This is a genomic window from Bradyrhizobium sp. KB893862 SZCCT0404, from assembly GCF_018130885.1.
GTDB lineage: Bacteria > Pseudomonadota > Alphaproteobacteria > Rhizobiales > Xanthobacteraceae > Bradyrhizobium > Bradyrhizobium stylosanthis.
Map to the genome: position 1 here is coordinate 124,318 of NZ_JAFCLT010000005.1, position 25,002 is coordinate 149,319.

The following is a 25,002-nucleotide window of genomic DNA, read 5'->3' on the forward strand; positions in this document are numbered from 1 at the left end:
CTTAGCGTCCGATGATCATCGCGCGCAGGCTCTTCGGCACCAGCAGCGCGAGCAGGACGTGAATGACGAGGAAGGCGCAGATCGCGGCCATGCAGAAGAAATGCACGTAGCGCGCGGTCGGATAATCGCCGAACAGCATCACGAGGTAATAGAACTGCACCGGCTTCCACATGCCGAGGCCGGAGAGCACGATCAGCACGCCGACCGCGATGATGCCGGCATAGAGCAGGCGCTGCACGTAATTGTAAACGGTGAGATCGTCATGGCCGAGCTTGAAGGTCAGGGCGGCCCTGACGTCGTGCAGCACGCCCGACGGGGTGATCGGCAGCAGTTTCTTGCGGAAGCGCCCGGTGGCAAAGCCGGTAATGAGATAGGCGAGGCCGTTGACCATCAGCAGCCACATCGCGGCAAAGTGCCAGAGCAGGCCGCCGCCGAGCCAGCCGCCCAGCGTGTACTCGCGCGGGAAACTGAAGCCGAACAGCGGCGAGGCGTTGTAGATCTGCCAGCCCGACAGGATCATCAGGATCATGGCCAGCGCATTGATCCAGTGCATGACGCGGACCCAGGCCGGCTGGATCACTTTGGCGGGGGTGGCGCCGACCTGCTCGTCGGTGACTGTGAGGCTCGACATGATGGTTCCGTCCTGAACGTCGCGTGACACCGATTATACGCCGATGCATCGGCTTTCGTTACGCCTTCGCACGGCATCGAATCGATGCCCGCAGGCTATCATGGTCACAAAAAAGCGAGCCGGGTGCCCCCGGCTCGCCGTTTTCGTCGCACCCGGTTCGGGGATGAAACCTGATGGCGCGGTGTTACGTCGCCGGCATCAGCACGGTGTCGACCACATGGATCACGCCGTTCGACTGATTGACGTTGGAGATCGTCACCATCGAGGTGCCGCCCTTGGCGTCGACGATCCAGACCTTGCCGTCCATCTTCTTGACGGTGAGCTCCTCGCCTTCGGCGGTCTTCAGCTTCTTGCCGTCGGTGAGGTCGGAGGCCTCGAGCTTGCCGGGCACGACATGGTAGGTGAGGATCTTGGTCAGCGTCGCCTTGTTCTCGGGCTTGATGAGGGTGTCGACGGTGCCGGCCGGCAGCTTGCCGAAGGCGGCGTTGGTCGGCGCGAACACCGTGAACGGGCCCTTGCCTTCCAGCGTCGGCACGAGGCCGGCCGCCTTCACCGCCGCCACCAGCGTGGTGTGGTCCTTCGAGTTGACGGCGTTCTGGACGATGTTCTTGGACGGGAACATCGCGGCGCCGCCGACCATCACGGTCTTCTCCTCGGCACGCACAGGCGCGACGACGGTCGCGGTGACGGCGAGGGCGCTGAAGGCGGCGGCAGCGAGATAGGCAATGCGCTTCGACATGGAGAGTCTCCCGATTGAATTGAGACCGGCACGTGCCGGTGCTTGAGTTGGGGCAACAACGGCGCTTGCAGCAGTTTGACGTGAAGCAGCGCCGTCGTTGGCCGAACTACGGGAGGGTTTGCGATGCGGTTTCGGGAAAAACTTCTTTGTGATGCGTGAAACTATGCGCGGGGATGTTCGTGGGGGCGCGCCAAGCGGACGGTGCCGTAGGGTGGGCAAAGGCGCGCAGCGCCGTGCCCACCATCCCTCTTCGCATTGACGAGTGGTGGGCAGGCTGCGCTTTGCCCACCCGACGGCAATGATGCCCGTTGCGGCAGTGTACCCGCCTCAATCCCTGTTGTTCGGCGTCTGGATGAAGCCGCGATTATGCGTCGGGCTGATCAGCAGCTCGTTGATGCAGACGCGCGGCGGCATCGAGGCGATGAAGGCGATGGTGCGGCCGAGGTCTTCGGGTTGCAGCATCTTCGCCTGCTCCGCCTCGCTCGGCACCACCGGGCGCAGCTTCAGGATCGGCGTCGCCACCTCGCCCGGCATCAGGCAGCAGGCGCGCAGGCCATTGACGCATTCGTCCATATTGAAGGAATGGGTGAGCGCCAGCACCGCGTGCTTGGTGGTGGTGTAGGCCGGGCCCGGCATCTTCGAGACGTGACGGCCGGCCCAGGACGAGACGTTGATGATCGAGCCGTCCTGCTGCTTGCGCATCGTCGGCAGCACCGCTTGCATGCAATAGAGCACGCCATTGAGATTGACCTGGACGAGCTTGTCCCAGCCTTCCAGTTCCATGTCCTTCCAGCTGCGCTTGGGAACATTGATGCCGGCATTGTTGACGAGCAGGTCGATGCGGCCGTGCCTGGCGACGATCTGATCGGCCGCCTTCCGGGCCTCTCCCGCGTCAGCGACGTCGAGCGCGATGGCCTCGGCGGCTCCGCCGGCCTTGGCGATCTTCGCAACCACGGTATCCAGGGCATCTTTGCGGCGGCCGGAGACCACCACGATCCAGCCGTCGGCAGCCAGTGCCTCCGCGCCGGCCTCCCCGATCCCGCTGCCTCCGCCTGTCACCCAGGCCACGCGTTTCCCACCTTTGGTCATGCAAACTGTCTCCGTTGCTTCATTGGGGCGGTTTTTGCTAATCCAGCCCTCGGTTTTGACCGGCCTTGTCAGTCTTGCGGTCGAGGAAATCTTGCATGAACCAAGCAGCCAACGCCAACCTGTTTTCCCGCCTGTTCGACGGCCTCGACGACCCCAAGCGCCTCGCGATCGAGACGCAGGACGGCGCCCATATCAGCTATGGCGATCTGATCGCGCGGGCAGGCCAGATGGCGAACGTGCTGGTGGCGCGCGGCGTGAAGCCCGGCGACCGCGTCGCGGTGCAGGTGGAAAAATCGGTCGCCAATATCGTGCTGTATCTCGGCACGGTGCGCGCCGGCGCGGTCTATCTGCCGCTCAACACCGCCTATACGCTCAATGAGCTCGATTACTTCATCGGCGATGCCGAGCCCTCACTGGTGGTCTGCGATCCCTCCAAGGCGGAAGGTCTCGCCCCGATCGCCGCCAAGGTGAAGGCCAAGGTCGAGACGCTGGGACCTGACGGCAAGGGCTCGCTGACGGATGCCGCCGGCAAGGCGAGCAGCGAGTTCGCCACCGTCTCGCGGGCCAACGACGATCTCGCCGCGATCCTCTACACGTCGGGTACCACCGGCCGCTCCAAGGGCGCGATGCTGACCCACGACAATCTCGCGTCGAACTCGCTGTCGCTGGTCGATTACTGGCGCTTCACCGACAAGGACGTGCTGATCCACGCGCTACCGATCTACCATACGCACGGCCTGTTCGTGGCGACCAACGTGACGCTGTTCTCGCGGGCGTCGATGATCTTCCTGCCCAAGCTGGATCCTGATCTGATCATCAAGCTGATGGCGCGCGCGACCGTGCTGATGGGCGTGCCGACCTTCTACACACGGCTTCTGCAAAACCCCGCGCTGTCGAAGGAGACGACCAAGCACATGCGCCTGTTCATCTCGGGCTCGGCGCCGCTGCTCGCCGAAACCCATCGCGAATGGTCGGCGCGCACCGGGCATGCCGTGCTCGAGCGCTACGGCATGACCGAGACAAACATGAACACGTCGAACCCCTATGACGGCGAGCGCGTGCCGGGCGCCGTGGGCTTCCCGCTTCCCGGCGTCTCGGTGCGCGTGACCGAGCCGGAGACCGGCAAAGAACTGCCGCGCGACGAAATCGGCATGATCGAGGTCAAGGGCCCGAACGTCTTCAAGGGCTACTGGCGGATGCCGGAGAAGACCAAGTCCGAATTCCGGCCCGACGGCTTCTTCATCACCGGCGACCTCGGCAAGATCGACGACAAGGGCTACGTTCACATTCTCGGCCGCGGCAAGGATCTCGTCATCTCCGGCGGATTCAATGTCTATCCGAAGGAGATCGAGAGCGAGATCGACGCCATGCCGGGCGTGGTCGAATCCGCCGTGATCGGCGTGCCCCATGCCGATTTCGGCGAGGGCGTCACGGCCGTGCTGGTCTGCAACAAGGGCGCGGATGTCACCGAAGCTGCGGTGCTGAAAGCGCTCGACGGGCGCCTCGCAAAGTTCAAGATGCCCAAGCGGGTGTTCGTGGTCGACGAACTGCCGCGCAATACGATGGGCAAGGTGCAGAAGAACGTGCTGCGCGATACTTACAAGGATATTTACGCGAAGAAATAGGAGCAAATGCTCCGGGGCTGGGGGGGGGACATGAGACGCGAGCAGGCAGTCCGGATCAACGATCGTCTCCTTGATGCCTGCGCGGCATTGGATCGAGCCCGTGTAGCTATTGCCGACCTTGGCAAGGCCGAGCGTATTGAGCTCGATGACCGGCTCGAGGAGGTCCTCGGCACCTTAGAGGACGAGTTGCTTCAGCCGATCTATGATCAGCATCCGGATCTGAAGCCTCCAAGGCCCGATCGAGAATCGAATAGTGATGTCTGCGAGCTCACGTGGGACGAGGTCCAGCTGCCGCCGGGAGTAACCGAGCAGCAATTCGATGAGATCATTTTCTCGGTGATGAAGCCAACTTGGCGGAAAACCGCGATGATGGTCATCTATGTGATGGACCGCTGCAAAGAACTCGGATTGGCGATCGAAGGCCAGGTGATTGCCGCGCGACTAAAGGTACTTTCCGATTCCGATCGCATCGAAGGCATTGGCAATATCCAATCGTGGCTTCACAGCGAAGTGCGATTGAAGGATTAAGCCACCTTCCGATTTTTTGGCTCTGCTCTCTCCGCCGTCATTGCGAGGAGCGAAGCGACGAAGCAATCGAGACCGCCTCAGCGGAAAGATTCTGGATTGCTTCGCTGCGCTCGCAATGACGGAGGGTGTGACGGCTACTGCCCGGCCACCAGGCTCATCACAAACCGGCTTCCCACGATAAACAGATAGCACCCGAACGCGACCTCCAGCGTGCGCTTCGACATCGCATGCGCGGCTCGCACGCCGAGCGGCGCGGTGACGAGGCTCATCGGCATCACCAGCACGGCGCCGATCAGCGAGACGTAGCCCAGCGCGAACGGCACCTGCAGCGCTGCGACGGCGGGATAGGTCGCCGCGGCCGGCCAGCCGGCGTAGATGTAGCCAAGCGCGCCGGGAATCGAGATCAACACGGCGAGCGCCGACGAGGTCGCCACCGCCTGGTGGATCGGGCGGCCGTAGAACGTCATCAGCAGATTCGAGAACAGGCCGCCGCCGATGCCCATCAGCGTCGAGAGGATGCCGACGCAGAAGCCGTAGACCCGCATCAGGGGACCTTTCGGCAGGTCGTCGCCGAATTTCCAGCCTTCGCGTGCGAAGATCAGGCGCGCTGCGGCCGAATAGGCGACGCAGACGAACACGATCTTGAACAGCTTCTCCGGCGCATAGCGCGCGATCACGCTGCCGCAGACGACGCCGATCACGATCGGCAGCCACCACACGCGCAGGATCGTCATGTCCACGGCGCCGCGCTTGTAATGCGCCTGGAACGAACGAATCGATGTCGGGATGATCACCGCGAGCGAGGTGCCGATGCAGAGCGGCATGCGCACCTCCAGCGGCACGCCGGCGATACGGAAGCATTCGTAGAACACCGGCACGAGAATCGCGCCGCCGCCGATGCCGAACACGCCGGCCAAAAATCCCGAGAGCGCGCCCGTTGCGATCAGCAACAGCGCGAGCTCGACGATCTCCTTGATATCAAGACCTGCAATCACCCCTGACCTGCCCCGGCGACTGGTCGCAGCGTCTCCGAAGCGCGCGTTCGGAGTTGGCTACGCGCCAAGCTCTAGGCGATCTGATTTGTGCGGTCGACCGCTGCGTTCGCTGTCTTGGGTGGGATGCAGGCCGCGCATATCCGTCCACGCTGCGAAAAATCAGTGCGCCCAACGGAAATTGGCGACGTCGCTTTGGCCGATCGATCGGCCGCTCGCGGCGTGAACTGACTGGTTCGAACGCCGGACGGTCGAAGGCGGGTTAGAGCCGTTCCAATAGCAATTTCAATGCGCCTCACCCGTCGCCGCAAAGTATGAATACGTATTCCTTCCTTAGTCGGCATACCGCCCCTCTGGTATACCAAGACCCTGATTGGCCTTGTTTCATCAAGGGCCTAGGGCTGAACGACGGTTCGATTTATGGCGATTTGGTGATTGCGCAGGCCAAACCGACTCCGTAAATAGAGCCGACCTTTCGCGATCCCCGCGCGCCCTCTGCTGGGCCGCAATAAAACATCAAAAGCCCATGACCGCACGGATCGAACGACCGCTTTCACCACACCTGCAAGTCTATCGCTGGACCTTGACGATGGCGCTGTCCATCGTTCACCGCGCCACCGGTATCGCCCTTTACGTCGGAACCCTGCTGCTGGCCTGGTGGCTGATCGCGGCGGCGTCCGGCCCCGCCGCCTATGCCCATGTCCAGGCCTTCACCGGCAGCATCATCGGCCGCCTGATTCTGTTCGGCTACACCTGGGCGCTGATGCATCATATGCTGAGCGGCATCCGGCATTTCGTCTGGGACCTCGGCTTCGGCTTCAAGGCCAATGAGCGCGAAGCGCTGACATGGGGCGCGCTGATCGGCGGCATCGTGCTGACGGTTCTGATCTGGATCATCGCCTATGCGACCGGAGGCGGACGATGAGCGCGACCGATACGCCCAAGCGCAGCATGCGCACCCCGCTCGGCCGCGTCCGCAATCTCGGCGCCGCCCATTCCGGCACGTCCGACTTCTGGCGCCAGCGCATCACCGCCGTCGCGATGACGCTGCTGATGATCCCGGTGCTGGTGATCATCGTGATGCTGTTCGGCCGCAACCAGGCCTTCGTGGCGCAGACGCTCGGTTCGCTGCCGATCGCCGTCATCATGCTGCTCTTCATCGTCGCCAGCGCCTGGCACATGAAGATCGGCATGCAGGTGGTGATCGAGGACTACGTCCATAACGAGAAGCTGAAGCTCGTCTCGGTCATGCTCAACAACTTCTTCTCGGTCGCCGTGGCACTGGCCTCGATCTACGCGATCCTGAAACTTTCTTCCGGAGTGTAACCCATGGCCGCTGAGACCAATGGCAAGGGCAACGGCGCTCCCGCCACCAACGGAAAAGCCTATCCGATCGAGGACCACACCTACGACGTCGTCGTGGTCGGCGCCGGCGGCGCGGGCCTGCGCGCCGTGGTCGGCTGCAGCGAAGCCGGCCTGAAGACGGCCTGCATCACCAAGGTGTTTCCGACCCGCTCGCATACCGTCGCGGCGCAGGGCGGCATCTCGGCCTCGCTCGGCAACATGCACAAGGACGATTGGCGCTGGCACATGTACGACACCGTGAAGGGGTCGGACTGGCTCGGCGACCAGGACGCGATCGAATACATGGTGCGTAACGCGCCCGACGCGGTCTACGAGCTCGAGCATTGGGGCGTGCCGTTCTCGCGCACCGAGGACGGCAAGATCTACCAGCGTCCGTTCGGCGGCATGACCACCGAGTTCGGCAAGAGCCAGGCACAGCGCACCTGCGCCGCCGCCGACCGCACCGGCCACGCCATGCTGCACACGATGTACGGCCAGTCGCTGCGCCATGCGGCCGAGTTCTTCATCGAGTTCTTCGCCATCGACCTGATCATGGACGACCAGGGCACCTGCCGCGGCGTCATCGCGCTCAAGCTCGACGACGGCACGCTGCACCGCTTCCGCGCCCAGACCGTGATCCTCGCCACCGGCGGCTACGGCCGCGCCTACGCCTCCTGCACCTCGGCGCACACCTGCACCGGCGACGGCGGCGGCATGGTGCTGCGCGCCGGCCTGCCGATGCAGGACATGGAGTTCGTGCAGTTCCACCCGACCGGCATCTATGGCTCGGGCTGTCTCGTCACCGAGGGCGCCCGCGGCGAAGGCGGCTATCTCGTCAACTCCGAGGGCGAGCGCTTCATGGAGCGCTATGCGCCGTCGGCGAAGGACCTGGCATCGCGCGACGTCGTTTCGCGCGCGATGACCATCGAGATCCGGGAGGGACGCGGCGTCGGCAAGAAGAAGGATCACATCTTCCTGCATCTCGACCATCTCGATCCCGCGGTGCTCGCCGAGCGGCTGCCGGGCATCTCCGAATCCGCAAAAATCTTCGCCAATGTCGACGTGACGCGCGAGCCGATCCCGATCGTGCCGACCGTGCACTACAACATGGGCGGCATCCCCACGAACTATCATGGCGAAGTGCTCACCAAGAAGGACGGCGACGACAACGCGATCATCCCGGGCCTGATGGCGATCGGCGAAGCGGCCTGCGTCTCCGTGCACGGCGCCAACCGCCTCGGCTCCAACTCGCTGATCGACCTCGTCGTGTTCGGCCGCGCCGCGGCGCTCCGCCTCGCCGAGAAGCTCACGCCCAATGCCAAGCAGCCCGAGCTGCCGGCGAATTCGTCGGACCTCGCGCTCGGCCGTCTCGACCACTACCGCTACGCCTCCGGCGGCACCCCGACCGCGAAGCTGCGCGAGGGCATGCAGAACGTGATGCAGACCAATTGCGCGGTGTTCCGCACCGGCGAAGTCCTGAGCGAAGGCCAGCACCTGATCGAGAAGGTCCACAGCGGCATCACCGACATCGCGGTGTCCGATCGTTCGCTGGTGTGGAATTCCGACCTGATCGAGACGCTGGAGTTCGACAACCTGATCTCGCAGGCGGTGGTGACGATGGACTCCGCCGCCAACCGCACCGAGAGCCGCGGCGCGCATGCCCGCGAGGACTTCTCCGCGCGCGACGACAAGAACTGGATGAAGCACACGCTGGCCTGGCTGGACGACAAGGGCAAGGTCAAGATCGAGTATCGCCCGGTTCACGACTACACCATGACCAACGACGTGCAGTACATCCCGCCGAAGGCGCGCGTGTATTGATCACCACTCGTCATGCGCGGGCTTGACCCGCGCATCCATCTTCTCAAAGGCGATGGATAGCCGGGTCAAGCCCGGCAATGACGGGAGAAACCAGAGGCCAGACGAATGGTTGAATTCGCACTTCCGAAGAACTCCAAGATCACCGGCGGCAAGACCTGGCCGAAGCCCGCGGGCGCGACCGAGCTGCGCGAGTTCAAGGTCTATCGCTGGAATCCGGACGACGGCAAGAATCCGAGCGTCGACACCTATTACGTCGACACCCATGATTGCGGTCCGATGGTGCTGGACGGCCTGATCTGGATCAAGAACCACATCGACCCGTCGCTGACCTTCCGCCGCTCCTGCCGCGAAGGCGTCTGCGGCTCCTGTGCCATGAACATCGACGGCCAGAACACGCTCGCCTGCACCCGCTCGATGCACGACGTGAAGGACGGCGCGGTGAAGATCAACCCGCTGCCGCACCAGCCCGTCGTGAAGGACCTCGTCCCCGACCTGACCAATTTCTACGCGCAGTACGCCTCCGTCGAGCCGTGGCTGAAGACGACCTCGCCGACGCCGCAGAAGGAATGGCGCCAGAGCCACGAGGACCGCGAGAAGCTCGACGGCCTCTACGAGTGCATCCTGTGCGCCTGCTGCTCGACCTCCTGCCCGAGCTACTGGTGGAACAGCGAGCGCTATCTCGGCCCCGCCGCGCTGCTGCAGGCCAACCGCTGGGTCTCCGATTCGCGGGACGAGGCGACCGGCGAACGCCTCGACAATCTCGAGGACCCGTTCCGCCTCTATCGCTGCCACACCATCATGAACTGCGCCAAGGCCTGCCCGAAGGGCCTGAACCCCGCGGAAGCCATCGCCGAGCTCAAGCTCAAGATGGTCGAGCGCCAGATCTAGCATCGTTCATGCTACGGCCCCCGGCCATCGCGGCCGGGGCATGCCACGGCCGGCAGCATTTTGAGTAGAATTTGCCGCAACGCGCGTGACGGGCGATTCGTCGTAATACAACCAAAGATTACGGCCATAAGCCGCTTCCTTCCCGGCGGGAAGTTCAGTTAAGCTCTCCGGTCTGGGACCGGAGCGAACGTGCACGGCGCGCAACGCAATTCGCTGAGACTGTTGCAGTGGATGATGGCTGCATCCCTGGCGCTGCCGATTGCGCTGTTCGTGATCGCCTCCACGATCTCCTACAACTCCACCCGGGACATCGCCGACCGTGAGATCCAGCGCACGCTCGACGTCGCGCATGAGCACGCGCTCAAGGTGTTCGAGACCATCGACCGCAGCCTGTCCGAGCTCAACGAGGTCGTGCGCGGCCTTCCCGACGAGGTCATCCGCGCGCGCGAGCCGGCGCTGCACCGCCGGCTGAAGCGGCTGGCCGATTCGCTGCCGCAGCTCAAATCCGCCTGGATCTTCGACGCGGACGGAAAGGCGCTGGTCAACAGCCTCGCCTCGCCGCCGCCTGAACTGGGCTTTGCCGACCGCGACTATTTCTATGTCCATGTCGACCAGAGCATAGGCTCCTTCATCGGCACGCCGCTGACGCCGCGCCCGCCCTACCAGGGAGCGCGCTTCTTCGGCGTGAGCCGCCGCCGCGATTCCGACGACGGCCGCTTCATCGGCGTGATCCAGGCCTCCGTGCTGCCGGAATATTTCGAGAGCTTCTATGCCCGGATCGGCTCCGATCCCGGCAGCTTCTTCGCCATGGGGCGCACCGACGGCGTGATGCTGGCGCATTTCCCCCGGCTCGACCGCGACCTCCGGCTCGATCCAAGCGGGCCGGTCGGCCGCGAGATCGCCGCGCACCCCGCGCAGGGGCTCATGACGATCGCCTGGCCGTCGGACGGGATCGAGCGCCGCATCGGCTACAGGCGCGTCGCCGAATATCCGATCTATGTCAGCGCCGGGCTCGAGACGTCGGCGATCCGTGCGCGCTGGTACGCGACCATCGGCCAGCATCTGGTGTTCGGCGTCCCCGCCACCGCGCTGCTGTTCCTGCTGCTCGCCTTCGCATTCCGGCGCACCCAGCATCTCCAGGCCGAGGCCGCCAAGCGGCGTGAGGCCGAGGAGGCGCTCAAGCACAGCCAGCGGCTGGAGGCGCTCGGGCAGCTCACCGGCGGCGTCGCGCACGACTTCAACAATCTGCTGACCGTGATCCGCGCCTCGGTCGATCTGCTGAACCGGCCGCAACTCACCGAAGAGCGGCGGCAGCGCTACATCACGGCGATCGCGGATGCGGTCGCGCGCGCGGCCCGGCTGACCTCGCAGCTATTGGCCTTCGCGCGGCGCCAGACGCTGAAGCCGGAAGTGTTCGACGTCGGCGAACGGATCCAGTCGCTGCACGACATGCTCGCCACGCTGCTGGGCCCCGCGATCGAGATCAAGATGCGGCTGCCGGCGGAGCCGTGCCTCGTCAATGCCGATGCCAGCCAGTTCGAGACGGCGCTGATCAACATGGCGACCAACGCGCGCGACGCCATGCAGGGCAAGGGCCGGATCAGCTTCACCGTCGAGGCGGCGGCGAGCGTTCCGGGCAGCCATATCTCCGGGGACCTCGGCTTCGTCGCCGTGACCGTCAGCGATACCGGCGTCGGCATTCCCGCCGCACGGCTCGGGCGCGTCTTCGAGCCGTTCTTCACCACCAAGCAGGTCGGACACGGCACGGGTCTCGGCCTGTCCCAGGTGTTCGGCTTCGCCCGGCAATCCGGCGGCGAGGTGACGGTGGCGAGCGAGGTCGGACAGGGCAGCACCTTCTCGCTGTTCCTGCCGCGCGTGCCGGCGGAGCTGCTGCCGCGGCGGCAGGCGCCTGACACCGCGCCCGCGGCCGGCAGCGGCATGTCGGTGCTGCTGGTCGAGGACAATATCGAGCTCGCCAATTTCGCCGCCGACGGGCTCACCGAGCTCGGCTACAGCATCACGCTGGTCGACAATGCCGCCGATGCGCTCGCCGAGCTCGTCGTGGACGCGGATCGTTTCGACGTCGTGTTCTCCGACGTGGTGATGCCCGGCATGACCGGGCTCGACTTGGCGCGGGCGATCCGCGATCGCAGCATCGGCGTGCCGGTCGTGCTGACCACCGGCTACAGCCAGGCGCTGTCGCAGGAGGGCAGCCTCGGCTTCGACCTCGTGCAGAAGCCCTATTCGATCGAGGAATTGTCGCAGGTGCTGCACCGCGCCGCGCGGCTGCGGCGGGTGCGCGACGGCGCCGCCGAATAGCAGTAACATGGAACCGGCTGGAACCGGCTGAGTTCCCTCGCGTTACCCGGCCATGCAAAAGCCGGCCAGACAACGCGAACAGGGCAAGACGCCCATTGTCGAAATCAAGGGCGAGAACGGCGACGAGGTCGCGCCGCCGCCGCCGGAGGTGCTCGAACCCGATCCCGAGCTGTCGCCCGAAGAGGCCGAGCAGGCGCGCAAGGATTACCTGCTCACGCGCTTCTGGATCAGCGCGCGCGGCTTCTGGAGCCGCAACGGCGACCGCCTCGCCTGGCCGTTCTCGCTCGGGCTCGGCGTGCTGATCGTCCTCACCGTCGCCTTTCAGTACGGCATCAATGTCTGGAATCGCGCGATCTTCGACGCCATCGAGAAGCGCGATGCGGGCACCGTCTTCCATCTCACGGCGGTTTTCTTCCCGCTCGCGATCGGCAGCATCGTGCTCGGCGTCGCGCAGGTGTTCGCGCGCATGAGCATCCAGCGGCGCTGGCGGGGTTGGCTCACCAGCAGCGTCCTGACCCGCTGGCTCACCAACGGCCGCTACTACCAGCTCAACCTCGTCGGCGGCGACCACAAGAATCCGGAATACCGGATCGCGGAGGATTTGCGCATCGCGACCGATTCGCCGGTGGATTTCCTCGCCGGCGTCACCTCCGCGCTGCTGTCGGCTGTGACCTTCATCGTCGTGCTCTGGACCATCGGCGGTGCGCTCACCGTCACGCTTGGCGGCTCCACTGTCACCATTCCCGGCTTCCTCGTGATCGCGGCGATGCTCTATGCCGCCATCGCCTCCGGCTCGATCGTGGTGATCGGCCGGCGCTTCGTGCAGGTCTCCGAGGACAAGAACCAGGCCGAGGCCGATTTCCGCTACACGCTGACGCGCGTGCGCGAGAACGGCGAGAGCATCGCGCTGCTCGGCGGCGAGGAGGAGGAGCGCGGCGGCATCGATCGCAACTTCACTGGCGTGCTGCGGCAATGGGCGCGACTCGCCGGACAGCATATGCGCACCACGCTGGTGTCGCAGGGGTCGAGCCTCGTTGCCCCCATCGTCCCCCTCCTGCTCTGCGCGCCAAAGTTCCTCGACGGCAGCATGACGCTGGGACAGGTGATGCAGGCGGCGTCGGCCTTCACCATCGTGCAGAGCGCGTTCGGCTGGCTGGTGGACAATTATCCGCGGCTCGCCGACTGGAACGCCTGTGCGCGCCGCATCGCCTCGCTGATGATGTCGCTCGATGGTCTCGAGCGCGCCGAGCAGGGCGACGGTTTCGGCCGCATCAAGCGCGGCGAGACCAGCAACGACGCCATGCTGGAGCTGCACGACCTCTCGGTCACGCTGGACGACGGCACCGCCGTGGTCGGTGAGACCGAGGTCGTGATCGAGCCCGGCGAGCGGCTGCTGGTCGCCGGCGAATCCGGCACCGGCAAGAGCACACTGGTGCGCGCCATCGCGGGGCTCTGGCCGTGGGGCGGCGGCAGCGTCAATTTCCATGCCGACCGGCGCCTGTTCATGCTGCCGCAGCGGCCTTACGTGCCCTCGGGATCGCTGCGCCGCGCCGTCGCCTATCCCGGCGCCGCCGAGAACTGGACCGGGGAGGAGATCGGCGAAGCGCTGCACAAGGTCGGTCTCGATCATCTCAAGGAGAAGATCGAGGAAGAGGGACCGTGGGACCAGACGCTGTCAGGCGGCGAGAAGCAGCGCCTCGCCTTCGCACGTCTGCTGCTGCACAACCCCGACATCGTCGTGCTGGACGAAGCGACCTCGGCGCTCGACGAGAAGAGCCAGGACAAGATGATGCAGATGGTCACCGACGAGCTGCCCAAGGCGACCATTGTCAGCGTCGCGCATCGCGTCGAGCTGGAAGCCTTCCACAGCCGCAAGATCGTGCTGGAGCGCCGCAAGGGCGGTGCCAAGCTCGTCAGCGACATCGACCTGATCCCGCGCAAGGGCAAGCGCAAGCTGCTCGGTCGATTCCTGAGGCAGCGCAAGGCGCCGAAGAAGGCGGCGTGAACTCCGTAGCCCGGATGGAGCGCAGCTCAATCCGGGAATCGCGCCTCAAGCAACGAAGGCCCCGGATTTCGCTGCGCTCCATCCGGGCTACATTCTTTCCCCTTAGCGTTGGAGTCCCCGCCAAAACCGGCTATGCATGCGCCGCCTGCAACGAGGACCTGCTGCTTGACGCCCGACAATGCCCCTTCATCCGCGCCGTTCGGCGCGTTTGCGCCGAATGCGGCGCAGGCCGCGATCATTCGCCTCGCGCAGCAGTCGGGGCTGAAGCGCGGCGCGTTCCGGCCGTGGATGTCGCGGCTGGTCAATCTGCTGCGCGGCGGCCCGATCGACGTGCAATATCAGGGCGCCTCGTTCCGCTTCTATCACCAGGGCAGCGCCACCGAGCGCGGCGCGCTGTTCAATCCCGACTACAATCTCGACGAGCTCGATTTCCTGCGCCAGCACACGCCAGCGGGCGGTGTGTTCGTCGACGTCGGCGCCAATGTCGGCACTTTCGCGCTGGTGATGGCGCGCCAGGTCGGCACCACCGGCAAGGTGGTCGCGATCGAGCCGCATCCCCTCACCTTCGGACGGCTCGCCTTCAACCATGCCGCATCGAAAGCAACACAGGTGCGCCTGGTTCAGGCCGCAGCGGGCGACAGCGACGGCGAGTTGATGATCGAGAGCGGCGGCGGCAATCTCGGCGCCACCCATGTCGTCACCGGCACGGCGAGCGCGGAAGCCATCAAGGTGCCGTCACTGCGCCTGACCCGCATTCTCGACGAGGCCGGCGTTGCCCGAGTCGATTCGCTCAAGATCGACGTCGAGGGTTTCGAGGACCGGGTGCTGATCGGCTTCTTCCGCGACGCGCCGCAATCGCTGTGGCCGCGCGCGGTCGTCATCGAGCATCTGTCACAAAACGAATGGCAGCAGGATTGTATTGCCGACATGGTCGCGCGCGGCTTCACGGTCGCGCGCAAGACGCGGAGCAATACGTTCCTGTCGCGCTGACGGGAGCAGGCAACGGAGGTTTGCGATGATCGACCATCTGGGTTTCTCCGTCTCCGATTACGAGCGCGCGAAAGCGTTTTATGCGAAGGCGCTGGCGCCGCTCGATTACAGCCTGATCATGGAAGTGACGGCGGAGCAGACCGGCCACGCCGCGGCAGCCGGCTTCGGCGCAGGCGGCAAGCCCGATCTCTGGTTCGGCGCCGAAGGCGCCATGAACAAGCCGGTGCACATTGCGATCACCGCGAAGGACCGCGCCACCGTGGATGCCTTCTACAAGGCGGCGATTGCCGCCGGCGGGCGCGACAACGGACCTCCGGGCATCCGCCCGCATTATCACGCGAACTATTACGGCGCGTTCGTGCTCGATCCCGATGGCCACAACATCGAGGCCGTCTGTCACGCGCCGGAATAGACGGGTTCCGGCTGGAACATCGCATCCCGCGGGCCGTTATCGATCCTTGCAGCAAGGAGTACGATATGGCCAACGACAATGCCCGCGACGTCGACCGCGTTTGGGATCTGATGAAGAAGATCGGATTCGCGATGCTGGTGACGCGCGACGGCGACAAGCTGCGCGCGCGGCCGATGAGCGCCTATCTCGATCGCGACGCGAACACGATCTTCTTCCTCACCGACGCGCGCCGTCACAAGGACGAGGAGATCGCGCGCAATCCCTCCATCAACCTGTCGTTCGCCGATGCCGGCAGCCAGAAATATGTTTCGCTGACCGGCACTGCCGACGTCTCCAACGACCGCGCGAAGATCAAGCAGCTGTTCACGACGCCGGCGAAGGCGTGGTGGGACTCCGCGGAGGATCCCAATATCCGCGTGCTCAAGATCACGCCTGACGACGCCGAGTTCTGGGACTCGCCGGGCACGGTGATCTCCTATGTGAAGATGGCTGCCGCGGCGGTGACGAACACGCGTCCCGATATCGGCGAGAACCGCAAGGTCTCGATGTGACGCCGATCGAGCCGCCCGAGATTCCGCCATCGACACCGGGCACTCCGACCGAGCCGCCACCGGGGATTCCGCCCGGCAATCCGCAGCCCGAGATCACGCCGCCGGTGCGCGAGCCCGGCGAATCACCGCGGCCCGACGAATTGCCGGGCCGCATGCCCGAAGAGATTCCATCGCGCGGGCCGAACGGACCGCTCACTCCCAATCCCGCGACGGACGCAATGCCGCCGCGGATCGCATATGAGGCGAAGCATCACATGTGAGGCGATTGCAACGTACGCCTGAATGCGCAATGAACGTCACCATAGTGAGGTGATTTGCGTGCAGAAATAAATCGGGCCACGACCGCTTCGCCCGCCACAATGCGGCCTAACGCGTAGCTGTTCATCCCAACACTTCGTCAAAGAACCTTCCGGGGAAGTTCACCATCATGACCAACCTTCGTTTCGTGCTGCTTGCGACGTCGGCTCTCACCGCGATGCAATTGGCCAACACCGCATCGCATGCGCAGGGCGCCTCGCCGCTCGTCGTCGCGCAGGCCCAGCCACAGCAAGAGACTGGCCCTGACGGAAAACCGAAGCAGCCGCCGAAGGGCCCGCCAGGCGCCGCGCCGCCTGCAGCCCCGGCACGCCCGGCCGCACCGCCGCCCGCTGCGGCACCGCCTCACCCGCCCGCTGCGCCTCCGCCGGCTGCAGCGCCCGCGCGCCCTGCCGCGCCGCCGCCCCCGCCGCCTCCGCCTGCGGCCCGCCCGGCTCCGCCGCCGCCTCCTCCGCCGCCTGCCGCCCCGAAGCAGCCGTCGCCGCCTCCGGCCGCGGCTCCGCAGCAGCATGCCCCGACCCCGCCGCCTCCGCCGCCGCCCGCGGCACGACCGGCTCCCACGCCGCCTCCCGCCGCGGCTCCGCAGCACACGCCTCCGCCTCCGCCGCCCCCTGCGGCGGCGCGCCCGGCGCCTGCGCCCACGGCGACGCCCCCGGCTCCTCCGCCCGCAGCACCGGCGGTGCGACCTGCCGCGCCCGCCCCGGCCACCACGCCGGCTCCGGCCGCAACACCTGCGCCGACCGCGACGCCCGCTCCGGGCGCAGCGCCGGCTGGCCGCCCTGGCGTGCCACCGCCGCCGCCCGGCGTGCGCCCCGGTTCGCCTCCGCCGCCGGCGGGTTCGCCGGCCCCAGGGGCCGCGCCCGCTCCGACGGCAACCCCGGCCCCCGGTGGCACTGCGACGCCGCCCGCACGTCCGGGGTCAGTGGCACCGGCTCCCGGCGCAGCACCCGCTCCGGCCGTAACGCCAGCTCCTGGCCAGCAGGGTGGAACGCCGCCTGCCGGCGCGCCCGCGGCCGGAACGCCGGCTGCGCCGCCCCAGGCCGGCAACCTGCCCGCACGGCCGCCCGCGCCTCCCGCCGGTGCCGCGGCACCGACAGTCGTGCCGGGCTCGCCGGCCGCAGCGCCGCCGCCCGACCGGGCGCAATACAGGCCGCCGACGGTTGCGCCGGCCTTCCGCGCCGCGCCGACGGTTGCAGCACCGCTGCCGCCGCCGCCCCGTCCGCAGCAGCGTGACCTGACGCCGCTCGCGATCGGTGCGGGCGTGGTGGCCGGTGCGGTGATCGGCGCGACCATCGCCGACATGCACAGCCAGCGCCGCGAGGTCGTCGAAGGCGGCCGCACTGTCTACACCGAGCCGGACCGCATCATCATCCGCGATCCGGGCGGGCAGGCATATGTTCGCGGCAACGACCTCTATCGCTTCCGCTACGGCGCCCGCGACATCCGCACCGACACCGTCGGCGGCGAAACGCGGACGGTCGTGGTGCGTCCCGACGGCAGCGAGGTCATCACCGTGGTCGCCGCGGACGGTTCGCTGCTGCGGCGAATCCGCAGGGACCCGCGCGGACGCGAGATCGTGATCATCGACAACAGCTATCGCGATCCGCGGGCGGTCGGCGGCTTCTATGTCGACGTGCCGCCGCCGGTGGTCAACATCCCCTACGATCGCTACATCGTCGACGCCCAGGAAGCGTCGCCGGACGTGATCTACCAGACCATGCGGGCACCGCCGGTGCAGCGGATCGATCGGCGCTATTCGCTCGACGAGATCCGCTACAGCCCGAACGTCCGCATGCAGATGCCGAGCATCGACGTCAACACGATCAACTTCGAAACGGGATCGTGGACCATCCCACCGGACCAAGCGGCGCGGCTGCAGGTGATCGCCGACGGCATCAACCAGGCGCTCCAGGCCAATCCGCAGGAGGTGTTCCTGATCGAGGGCCACACCGACGCGGTCGGCAACGACGTCGACAATCTGTCGCTGTCGGACCGCCGCGCGCAGGCCGCCGCCGAGCTGCTGACCCAGCAGTTCAACGTGCCGGCGGAGAACCTGACGTCGCAGGGATACGGCGAGCAGTACCTGAAGGAGCAGACGCAGGGGCCGAGCCTGATCAACCGGCGCGTCACCGTCCGCCGCATTACGCCGCTGCTCAACGGCGGCCAGGCCAACGCGGCACCGCCGCCGCGCTGAGGCGACACGCATCAATGCAAATGGCCGGGAGCGATCCCGGCCATTTTTGTTTTGAGCTCTCGTGCCCCGGACGCTGCGCAGCACGCAGTGATGCGCAGCAGAGCCGGGGACCACGCACTATGGATGCAGTTGGATTTGGGTCATGGGTCCCGGCTCTCCGTCGCACCGCTTCGCGCTGCATCGCGTCCGGGACACGGATGGAACGCGTAGGGTGGGTTAGCCGAAGGCGTAACCCACCTCTTTGATTTCCGTGGTGACGGAAGTGGTGGGTTACGCCGAGCAGATGCGCTTCGCACATCTGCTCGGCTAACCCACCCTACGATTTCTACGACGACGTCAATCAGCCCTTGTCGCTCTCGAGCTTGAAGATCTGCGAGCCTTCGCTGCCCGACAGCAGGCCGGTCTTCGAATAGAGACCGAGCTTCGTCCGCGTGTCGGCGATGTCGAGGTTGCGCATGGTGAGCTGGCCGATGCGGTCGCCCGGCGTAAAGGCTGCGTCCTCGACCTTCTCCATGCTGAGCCGCTCGGGCGCATAGGTGAGGTTGGGGCTCTCTGTGTTGAGGATCGAATAGTCGTTGCCGCGGCGCAGCTCCAGCGTCACCTCGCCGGTGACGGCGCGCGCGACCCAGCGCTGCGCGGTCTCGCGCAGCATCAGGGCCTGCGAGTCGAACCAGCGGCCCTGATAGAGCAGACGTCCGAGCCGCATGCCGCTGATGCGGTACTGCTCGATGGTGTCCTCGTTGTGGATGCCGGTGACGAGGCGCTCATAGGCGATGTGCAGCAGCGCCATGCCGGGCGCCTCGTAGATGCCGCGGCTCTTGGCCTCGATGATGCGGTTCTCGATCTGGTCGCTCATGCCGAGGCCGTGACGGCCGCCGATGGCATTGGCCTCGAGGAACAGCGCGACGGGATCGGTGAAGGTCTGTCCGTTCAGCGCGACCGGCTGGCCTTCCTCGAAACGCACCACGACCTTCTCGGCCTTCACAGTGCAGTCGTCACGCCAGAACGGCACGCCCATGATCGGGTTGACGATCTTGATGCCGCTGTCGAGGCTCTCGAGATCCTTGGCCTCGTGCGTGGCGCCGAGCAGATTGCTGTCGGTCGAATACGCCTTCTCGGCGCTCATCTTGTAGGCAAAGCCCTGCGCGGTCATGAACGCCGACATCTCGGCGCGGCCGCCGAGCTCGTCGATGAACTGCTGGTCGAGCCAGGGCTTGTAGATTTTCAGGCTCGGATTGGTGAGCAGGCCGTAGCGGTAGAAGCGCTCGATGTCGTTGCCCTTGAAGGTCGAGCCGTCGCCCCAGATGTTGACGCCGTCCTCCTTCATCGCTGCGACCAGCATGGTGCCGGTCACCGCGCGCCCGAGCGGCGTGGTGTTGAAATAGGTGATGCCGCCGGTCGAGATGTGGAAGGCACCCGACTGGATCGCGGCGATGCCTTCGTGCACGAGCTGCGTGCGGCAATCGACCAGCACGGCCTTCTCGGCGCCGAATGCCTCCGCCTTGCGCGGGATCTCGTTGTAGTCGGCCTCGTCGGGCTGGCCGAGGTTTGCGGTGTAGGCGTAGCAGCGCGCGCCCTTCTGCTTCATCCAGAGCAGCGCCGCAGAGGTGTCGAGACCGCCCGAAAAAGCGATGCCGACTTTCTCACCCTTGGGCAGGCTTTTCAGGATCGTGGTCATGGGGCTTCCAATCGGTCTCAAGGGGCTGATGAAGGTACGGGCTTGACCGCGCGAATATCAAATTTCGCGGGGGTCGGCACGCATTTAATGGCTCAAATCGAGGGTTCGGGGCCGGTCTTGCGGCCGAACAGGCGCTGGCGGAGGCGGTAGCCGGGCGCGGCCAGCCGGGTCAGCGCGGCGTCCACCGCCGCGTCCGAGAACCGCGTCCGCGGCCAGCGGTAGATCAGTGCGTAGGCCAGCCAGATCACGACGAAGGTGACGAGGCCGGCGATCGAGACGTCGGTGAAGAAGTGCCCGCCGAAGGCCATGCGCAGGGCGCTGGTGACTGCGCCGAAGATCACCGCCGCGGTATAGGCGAGCGGCCGCCACGCCGGCGGCGCCAGCGCGGCCGGGGCCAGCGTCCAGAACGCGGTCGCGCCCTCGCCGGAGAAGAACGAGCAGTTGCGCGCGCAGCCGCCGCGCGGATCCCACCAAGGCACGAACTGCTGGTCGCCGGCGAACTGCGTCACCACCACCGGACGCGGCCGCCCCCAATAGGTCTTGAACGTGAGGTTGGTGAGGATGCCCGCCGACAGGATGATCGTCGTCAGCAGGAACACCATCGCGCGCCCCGACACCATCAGCGGCCGGTCCGGCCGAAACAGTTTGACCACGAGCGCCACCAGCGAAGGCAGCACGAACGCCCAGGCGATCCACATTGCCGCGTCGCGCGCAAAGCCGGCCCAGCCGACCGATTTGAGCGGAAAGGTTTTGGTCTCGGGGTCGAAGAACAGCGACGCCAGCTTGAGATCGAGCTCGGGATAGAGGCCGAAAAGAACGCCGATCACGAGCCACAGCGCCAGGCCGATGAAGAGTCCGGTACGGTTCATGGCGCGCGGTTTAGCGGAGTGGGACGGGGATGGAAACCCTTGCGGGCGTCATTCCGGGATGGTCCGAGGGACCAGACCCGGAATCTCGAGATTCTCGGATACGCAATTGCGCACCGGAGCTCGATGCTTCGCATCCCCCCGGAATGACGCACACAAATCACCGCGCATCCTGCGTTGAATTCGCCGGCAATGGCGGAGGCGGCTTGCGCGGGGGCGGCGGTTCGCGCCAGGCGCCGGCGTTGCGGCCGGCGACCAGCCAGTAGACGACGCCGGCGACGATGCCCGCACCCGTCATGATTTCCAGATGCCGCCGCACGATGCCCTCGAACTGCAGCGTGTCGGAGTGGAAGGGAACGAGGCCGAGATAGCAGGCAAGCCCGACAAGGCCGCCGCCGACGGCATAGGCGAGCGCGCTGCGGATGTAGAGCGCTTCGGTGATGGCGACGATCACCGCCGCCGGCACCAGCGCGAAACCCGAGACGAAGATGAAACCGAAGCCGAGCAGGATGTCGATCGCACCCTGGTCGACGGGACCTGCGCCGAGATCGGCGAACTCCGGAAACAGCAGCGCGCCGACGACGATCATGCCGCCGACGAAACAGGCGGCCAGGAAGCCGATGAAGATGACGATGAGGCGGCCGATCAGGGACATCAAACGGGCCTGTTGAATATCACCGTCATTCCGGGACGGTGCGCAGCACCGGACCCGGAATCTCGAGATTCCGGGTTCGCGCTTCGCGCGCCCCGGAATGACAGCCTATAAACATAGATGGCCGGGACAAGCCCGGCCATGACGAGAGTGCGCGGAGCACGCATTCATCAATCCGTCATCGCCATGGCGCGCAGCGCCTGGCGTTCGCGCGCGCTGAGCTTTTCCGTCTCCGACTTGAGCTGGCCGCAGGCGGCGAGGATGTCGCGGCCGCGCGGGGTGCGCACCGGCGAGGAATAGCCGGCATTGAAGATGTATTCGGAGAATTTTTCGATCTGGTCCCAGTCCGAGCACTCATAGGCGGTGCCGGGCCAGGGGTTGAACGGGATCAGGTTGATCTTGGCGTGGATGCCCTTGAGCATCTTCACCAGCAGCTTGGCGTCGTCGAGCGAATCGTTGACGCCCTTGAGCATCACATATTCGAAGGTGATGCGGCGCGCGTTGGAGGCGCCGGGATAATCGCGGCAGGCCTGCAACAGCTCCTTGATCGGATATTTGCGGTTGAGCGGCACCAGCTCGTTGCGCAATTCGTCGCGCACCGCGTGCAGCGAGATCGCGAGCATGACGCCGATCTCCTCGCCGGCACGCACGATGTTCGGCACCACGCCCGAGGTCGACAGCGTGATGCGGCGGCGGGAGATGCCGATGCCTTCGTTGTCGCCGACGATCAGCAGCGCATCGCGCACCGCGTCGAAATTGTAGAGCGGCTCGCCCATGCCCATCATCACGATGTTGGTGACGCGGCGCGTGCCGTCCTCGCGATCGGCCCAGTCGTTCAGGCGGTCGCGTGCGACCATGATCTGGCCGACGATCTCGCCGGCGGTGAGATTGCGCACCAGGCGCTGGGTGCCGGTGTGGCAGAACGAGCAGTTCAGCGTGCAGCCGACCTGCGAGGAGACGCAGAGCGTGCCGCGGTCGGTCTCGGGGATGTAGACGCACTCGACTTCATGCGCCTTCTCGACATTGTCGCCGCTCGGCAGACGCAGCAGCCATTTGCGGGTGCCGTCGTTGGAGATCTGCTCGGCCACCACTTCGGGCCGATCGACCGTGAAGTGCTGCGCGAGCTCGCCGCGAATGCCCTTCGAGATCGAGGTCATGTCGTCGAAGCTCTGGGCGCCGCGGAAATAGAGCCAGTGCCAGAGCTGCTGCACGCGCATCTTGCGCTGCGCCGGCGCGACGCCGATCTCGCCGAGGCGATCGGCCAGCTCGCTGCGCGACAGGCCGATCAGCGACGGTTTTGCCGGCGGCACATAGACTTCGAGCGGAGTCTTCTCCACCAATGTTGCGTTGTGCGGCTCGGTCGTCGGTTGCATTGAATGGACCTGGTTGATTGGTCGTTCCGGGGCGGCGCGAAGCGACGAACCCGGAACCTCGAGATTCCGGGTCTGGTCCTTCGGACCATCCCGGAATGACGGAAGAAAATCTGGAACCGCCCCTATATAGCAACCGGAACCGCCGATTGCGACCTTATCGCCCTCAGCCTTAACGACTAGGCGTTACCGCCTACAATCCTGGGCGATCTTGTCGAGCGCCTGGGCGAGGCCCTTCAGCGAAAATGTGTCGGTCGTCTCCGTGCCCTTGGCCGAGACGCCCTTGACCACGAGATCGGCGGATTTGCGCATGGCCTCGACCATCCGCTCCTCCTCGGCCGCGTTCTTGATCCAGAGGCCGTCGCCCTGCGTGTACATCGCAAAAGCGGCGCCGCCGACCTCGACCGATGATTCCGAGCCCGGCTTCAGCGCGTAGCCGATCATGACCGAGACTTCGTTGTTCACCTTTTCCGCCGGCCGGGTCGAAACGAACGCGTAGGCGGGATCGCGCGGCCGATTCGGCGGGTTGGTCTTCGAGGACGAGGGTTTGGCCAGCGCGAAGCAGACCTTCTTGCCGTTGGGCGTCGCCGAATAGGCGCCCCAGGTGCCGAACTGGCCGATCAGCGTGGGCTCCGCGCCACCCGCAACCGCCGCAGCCGGGCCCGCCGGCTTGCTCTCGGGCTTTGCAGCGGTCTTGGCCGCCGTGTTGGCTGCCGGTGCAGCGGCTTTGGGTGCTGCAGCCTTGGGCGCCGGTTGCGCCGTCTGAGCCCGCGCGGAATCAGTGATTCCCCACGCCGCCACGCCCATCATCAAAGCCAAAGATAGCACCCGCCACATGGTGGAGTGGTTCCCTCAATATTGTGACTGGAAGATGGCCCGGCCGCGCTTTGTCCCCGGTGCAGGGATAGCCGGGAAAGTCCAATTTGGGAAGGCAGTTAGCGGGTCAGCCTTTGGATCGCGGCGCGCTGGGCGGCCCATTGCGCCTCGGTCCAGCCGAGCAGGTCCTCGGCGCCGGAACTGCGCAAATGCGCGCCACCGTCGATCACCACCATCTCGCCATTGATGTAACCCGCACGATCGGAGACCAGGAAGCTGGCGAGGTCGGCGAGCTCGCCGTGCTCGCCGGTACGGCCGAGCGGGTTGCGCGCGGTCCAGCCCTCGTCGCGGCCTTCGGGGCGAAGCTGGCCCGATGCGCCCGATGTCGGGAACGGACCCGGCGCGATCGCGACGGTGCGGATGCCCTTCGGGCCCCATTCCACGGCAAGACTTTTGGTCATCGCCAGCACCGCCGATTTCGCCATCGCCGACGGCACCGTGAAGGCGCGTCCGGTGATAGTGGAGGTCGAGAGAATCGAGAGCACGACGCCGCCATGCCCATCCTCGATCCAGCGCTTGCCGGCGGCGAGCGTGCAGTACATCGCGCCGTGCAATGTCGGCGCGAGGATCGCGTCGGCCGCGCGAAAGGAGAGATGCTCGCTCTGCGCGATGAAGGTCGCGGCAGCATTGTTGACGAGAATGTCGAGCGGTGCCTCGCGCCAGATCGTGTCCATCATGCCGTCCACGGCCGCACCGTCGCGGATATCGCAGGCGATGGTGGTGACCTTGCCGCCGGTCTGTTCGCGCATCTCGTTCGCAGCTGCCTCGAGCCGCTCGTGCTTGCGGCCGCAGATCACGAGCTCGGCGCCGAGCGCGAGGAAGCGCCGCCCCATCGCAGCGCCGAGACCCGAGCCGCCGCCGGTGACGAGGATGCGCTTGTCCCTGAGCAGACCCATTTCAAACATCGTTTGAATCCCTTTCTCCGCGGGGTTCGTCATTTCGAGGAGCAAAGCGACGAAGCAATCCAGGCTATTTCCGCAGGACGGACTCTGGATTGCTTCGCTTCGCTCGCAATGACGAGGATAAGCCGGTGCTCGGCCTCAGACAAAGAATCCGGATTGTCGCCCGTGGCTAAATCCGGCAAAACCGATCCAACTATAATTCCACTCGAAACGCT

The 25,002-nt window shown here is 65.9% G+C and carries 23 protein-coding genes; 13 read left to right on the top strand and 10 right to left on the bottom strand.

Annotated features, from left to right (window positions below):
* Window position 1 precedes the first annotated feature (1 nt).
* The 3 genes from JQ617_RS21190 to JQ617_RS21200 all read right to left on the bottom strand — a co-directional run bounded on the left by JQ617_RS21190 (window position 2) and on the right by JQ617_RS21200 (window position 2,459).
* Window positions 2–631 carry a cytochrome b/b6 domain-containing protein gene (locus JQ617_RS21190; protein WP_212027989.1) on the bottom strand — a complete coding sequence of 210 codons (630 nt, stop codon included), beginning with the start codon at window positions 629–631 and terminating at the stop codon, window positions 2–4.
* 184 nt (window positions 632–815) lie between these two features.
* A complete protein-coding gene (locus tag JQ617_RS21195) occupies window positions 816–1,370 on the bottom strand; it encodes a fasciclin domain-containing protein (protein ID WP_212027990.1) in 555 nt (184 codons plus the stop codon).
* 327 nt (window positions 1,371–1,697) lie between these two features.
* A complete protein-coding gene (locus JQ617_RS21200) occupies window positions 1,698–2,459 on the bottom strand; it encodes an SDR family oxidoreductase (RefSeq protein ID WP_212027991.1) in 762 nt (253 codons plus the stop codon).
* A gap of 95 nt (window positions 2,460–2,554) precedes the next feature.
* Between JQ617_RS21200 and JQ617_RS21205 the strand changes: the two genes are divergently transcribed.
* The gene (locus JQ617_RS21205) at window positions 2,555–4,084 is read left to right on the top strand and encodes a malonate--CoA ligase (RefSeq protein ID WP_212027992.1); all 1,530 of its coding nucleotides are present in this window, start codon (window positions 2,555–2,557) and stop codon (window positions 4,082–4,084) included.
* 30 nt (window positions 4,085–4,114) lie between these two features.
* Window positions 4,115–4,612, top strand: a complete 498-nt coding sequence (locus tag JQ617_RS21210) for a hypothetical protein (protein ID WP_212027993.1) — start codon at window positions 4,115–4,117, stop codon at window positions 4,610–4,612.
* Window positions 4,613–4,746: 134 nt separating this feature from the next.
* On the opposite strand, the gene JQ617_RS21215 is transcribed toward JQ617_RS21210, so the two are convergent.
* Window positions 4,747–5,607, bottom strand: coding sequence for a sulfite exporter TauE/SafE family protein (locus JQ617_RS21215; RefSeq protein WP_212027994.1), 861 nt, complete (start codon window positions 5,605–5,607; stop codon window positions 4,747–4,749).
* Window positions 5,608–6,130: 523 nt separating this feature from the next.
* Here JQ617_RS21215 and sdhC point away from each other — a divergent pair.
* From sdhC to JQ617_RS21270, 11 genes are all read left to right on the top strand, one after another.
* A complete protein-coding gene (sdhC, locus tag JQ617_RS21220) occupies window positions 6,131–6,529 on the top strand; it encodes a succinate dehydrogenase, cytochrome b556 subunit (protein ID WP_063685129.1) in 399 nt (132 codons plus the stop codon).
* A complete protein-coding gene (sdhD, locus tag JQ617_RS21225; protein WP_212027995.1) occupies window positions 6,526–6,930 on the top strand; it encodes a succinate dehydrogenase, hydrophobic membrane anchor protein in 405 nt (134 codons plus the stop codon). Before sdhC ends, sdhD begins: the two co-directional genes overlap by 4 nt.
* A gap of 3 nt (window positions 6,931–6,933) precedes the next feature.
* A complete protein-coding gene (gene sdhA / locus JQ617_RS21230) occupies window positions 6,934–8,769 on the top strand; it encodes a succinate dehydrogenase flavoprotein subunit (protein WP_063685133.1) in 1,836 nt (611 codons plus the stop codon).
* Window positions 8,770–8,874: 105 nt separating this feature from the next.
* The gene (locus JQ617_RS21235) at window positions 8,875–9,657 is read left to right on the top strand and encodes a succinate dehydrogenase iron-sulfur subunit (protein WP_063685135.1); all 783 of its coding nucleotides are present in this window, start codon (window positions 8,875–8,877) and stop codon (window positions 9,655–9,657) included.
* A gap of 189 nt (window positions 9,658–9,846) precedes the next feature.
* Entirely contained in the window at window positions 9,847–11,976 is a 2,130-nt protein-coding gene (locus JQ617_RS21240; protein ID WP_212027996.1) for a hybrid sensor histidine kinase/response regulator family protein, read from the top strand.
* Between the two features lie 52 nt (window positions 11,977–12,028).
* Window positions 12,029–13,981 (top strand): ABC transporter ATP-binding protein/permease, encoded by a 1,953-nt coding sequence (locus tag JQ617_RS21245; RefSeq protein ID WP_212027997.1) that lies wholly within the window; start codon window positions 12,029–12,031, stop codon window positions 13,979–13,981.
* A 165-nt stretch (window positions 13,982–14,146) separates the two neighbouring features.
* Complete coding sequence (locus tag JQ617_RS21250; protein WP_212027998.1) at window positions 14,147–14,971, top strand: FkbM family methyltransferase; 825 nt, start codon at window positions 14,147–14,149, stop codon at window positions 14,969–14,971.
* A gap of 25 nt (window positions 14,972–14,996) precedes the next feature.
* Window positions 14,997–15,383 carry a VOC family protein gene (locus tag JQ617_RS21255; protein WP_212027999.1) on the top strand — a complete coding sequence of 129 codons (387 nt, stop codon included), beginning with the start codon at window positions 14,997–14,999 and terminating at the stop codon, window positions 15,381–15,383.
* A gap of 65 nt (window positions 15,384–15,448) precedes the next feature.
* Window positions 15,449–15,934, top strand: a complete 486-nt coding sequence (locus JQ617_RS21260; RefSeq protein WP_212028000.1) for a pyridoxamine 5'-phosphate oxidase family protein — start codon at window positions 15,449–15,451, stop codon at window positions 15,932–15,934.
* A complete protein-coding gene (locus JQ617_RS21265) occupies window positions 15,931–16,194 on the top strand; it encodes a hypothetical protein (RefSeq protein WP_212028001.1) in 264 nt (87 codons plus the stop codon). The genes JQ617_RS21260 and JQ617_RS21265 overlap by 4 nt, the downstream gene beginning before the upstream one ends.
* Before the next feature lie 167 nt (window positions 16,195–16,361).
* A complete protein-coding gene (locus tag JQ617_RS21270; protein WP_212028002.1) occupies window positions 16,362–18,443 on the top strand; it encodes an OmpA family protein in 2,082 nt (693 codons plus the stop codon).
* 340 nt (window positions 18,444–18,783) lie between these two features.
* Here JQ617_RS21270 and argG read toward each other — a convergent pair whose 3' ends face one another.
* From argG to JQ617_RS21300, 6 genes are all read right to left on the bottom strand, one after another.
* The gene (argG, locus tag JQ617_RS21275; RefSeq protein WP_212028003.1) at window positions 18,784–20,121 is read right to left on the bottom strand and encodes an argininosuccinate synthase; all 1,338 of its coding nucleotides are present in this window, start codon (window positions 20,119–20,121) and stop codon (window positions 18,784–18,786) included.
* A gap of 92 nt (window positions 20,122–20,213) precedes the next feature.
* Complete coding sequence (locus tag JQ617_RS21280; protein WP_212028004.1) at window positions 20,214–20,990, bottom strand: phosphatase PAP2 family protein; 777 nt, start codon at window positions 20,988–20,990, stop codon at window positions 20,214–20,216.
* Between the two features lie 157 nt (window positions 20,991–21,147).
* Window positions 21,148–21,642, bottom strand: coding sequence for a hypothetical protein (locus JQ617_RS21285; protein ID WP_212028005.1), 495 nt, complete (start codon window positions 21,640–21,642; stop codon window positions 21,148–21,150).
* A 167-nt stretch (window positions 21,643–21,809) separates the two neighbouring features.
* Window positions 21,810–23,012, bottom strand: a complete 1,203-nt coding sequence (gene rlmN / locus JQ617_RS21290; RefSeq protein ID WP_212028006.1) for a dual-specificity RNA methyltransferase RlmN — start codon at window positions 23,010–23,012, stop codon at window positions 21,810–21,812.
* A 183-nt stretch (window positions 23,013–23,195) separates the two neighbouring features.
* Window positions 23,196–23,846 (bottom strand): invasion associated locus B family protein, encoded by a 651-nt coding sequence (locus JQ617_RS21295; protein ID WP_212028007.1) that lies wholly within the window; start codon window positions 23,844–23,846, stop codon window positions 23,196–23,198.
* Between the two features lie 98 nt (window positions 23,847–23,944).
* Complete coding sequence (locus JQ617_RS21300; protein ID WP_212028008.1) at window positions 23,945–24,790, bottom strand: SDR family oxidoreductase; 846 nt, start codon at window positions 24,788–24,790, stop codon at window positions 23,945–23,947.
* Window positions 24,791–25,002 lie beyond the last annotated feature (212 nt).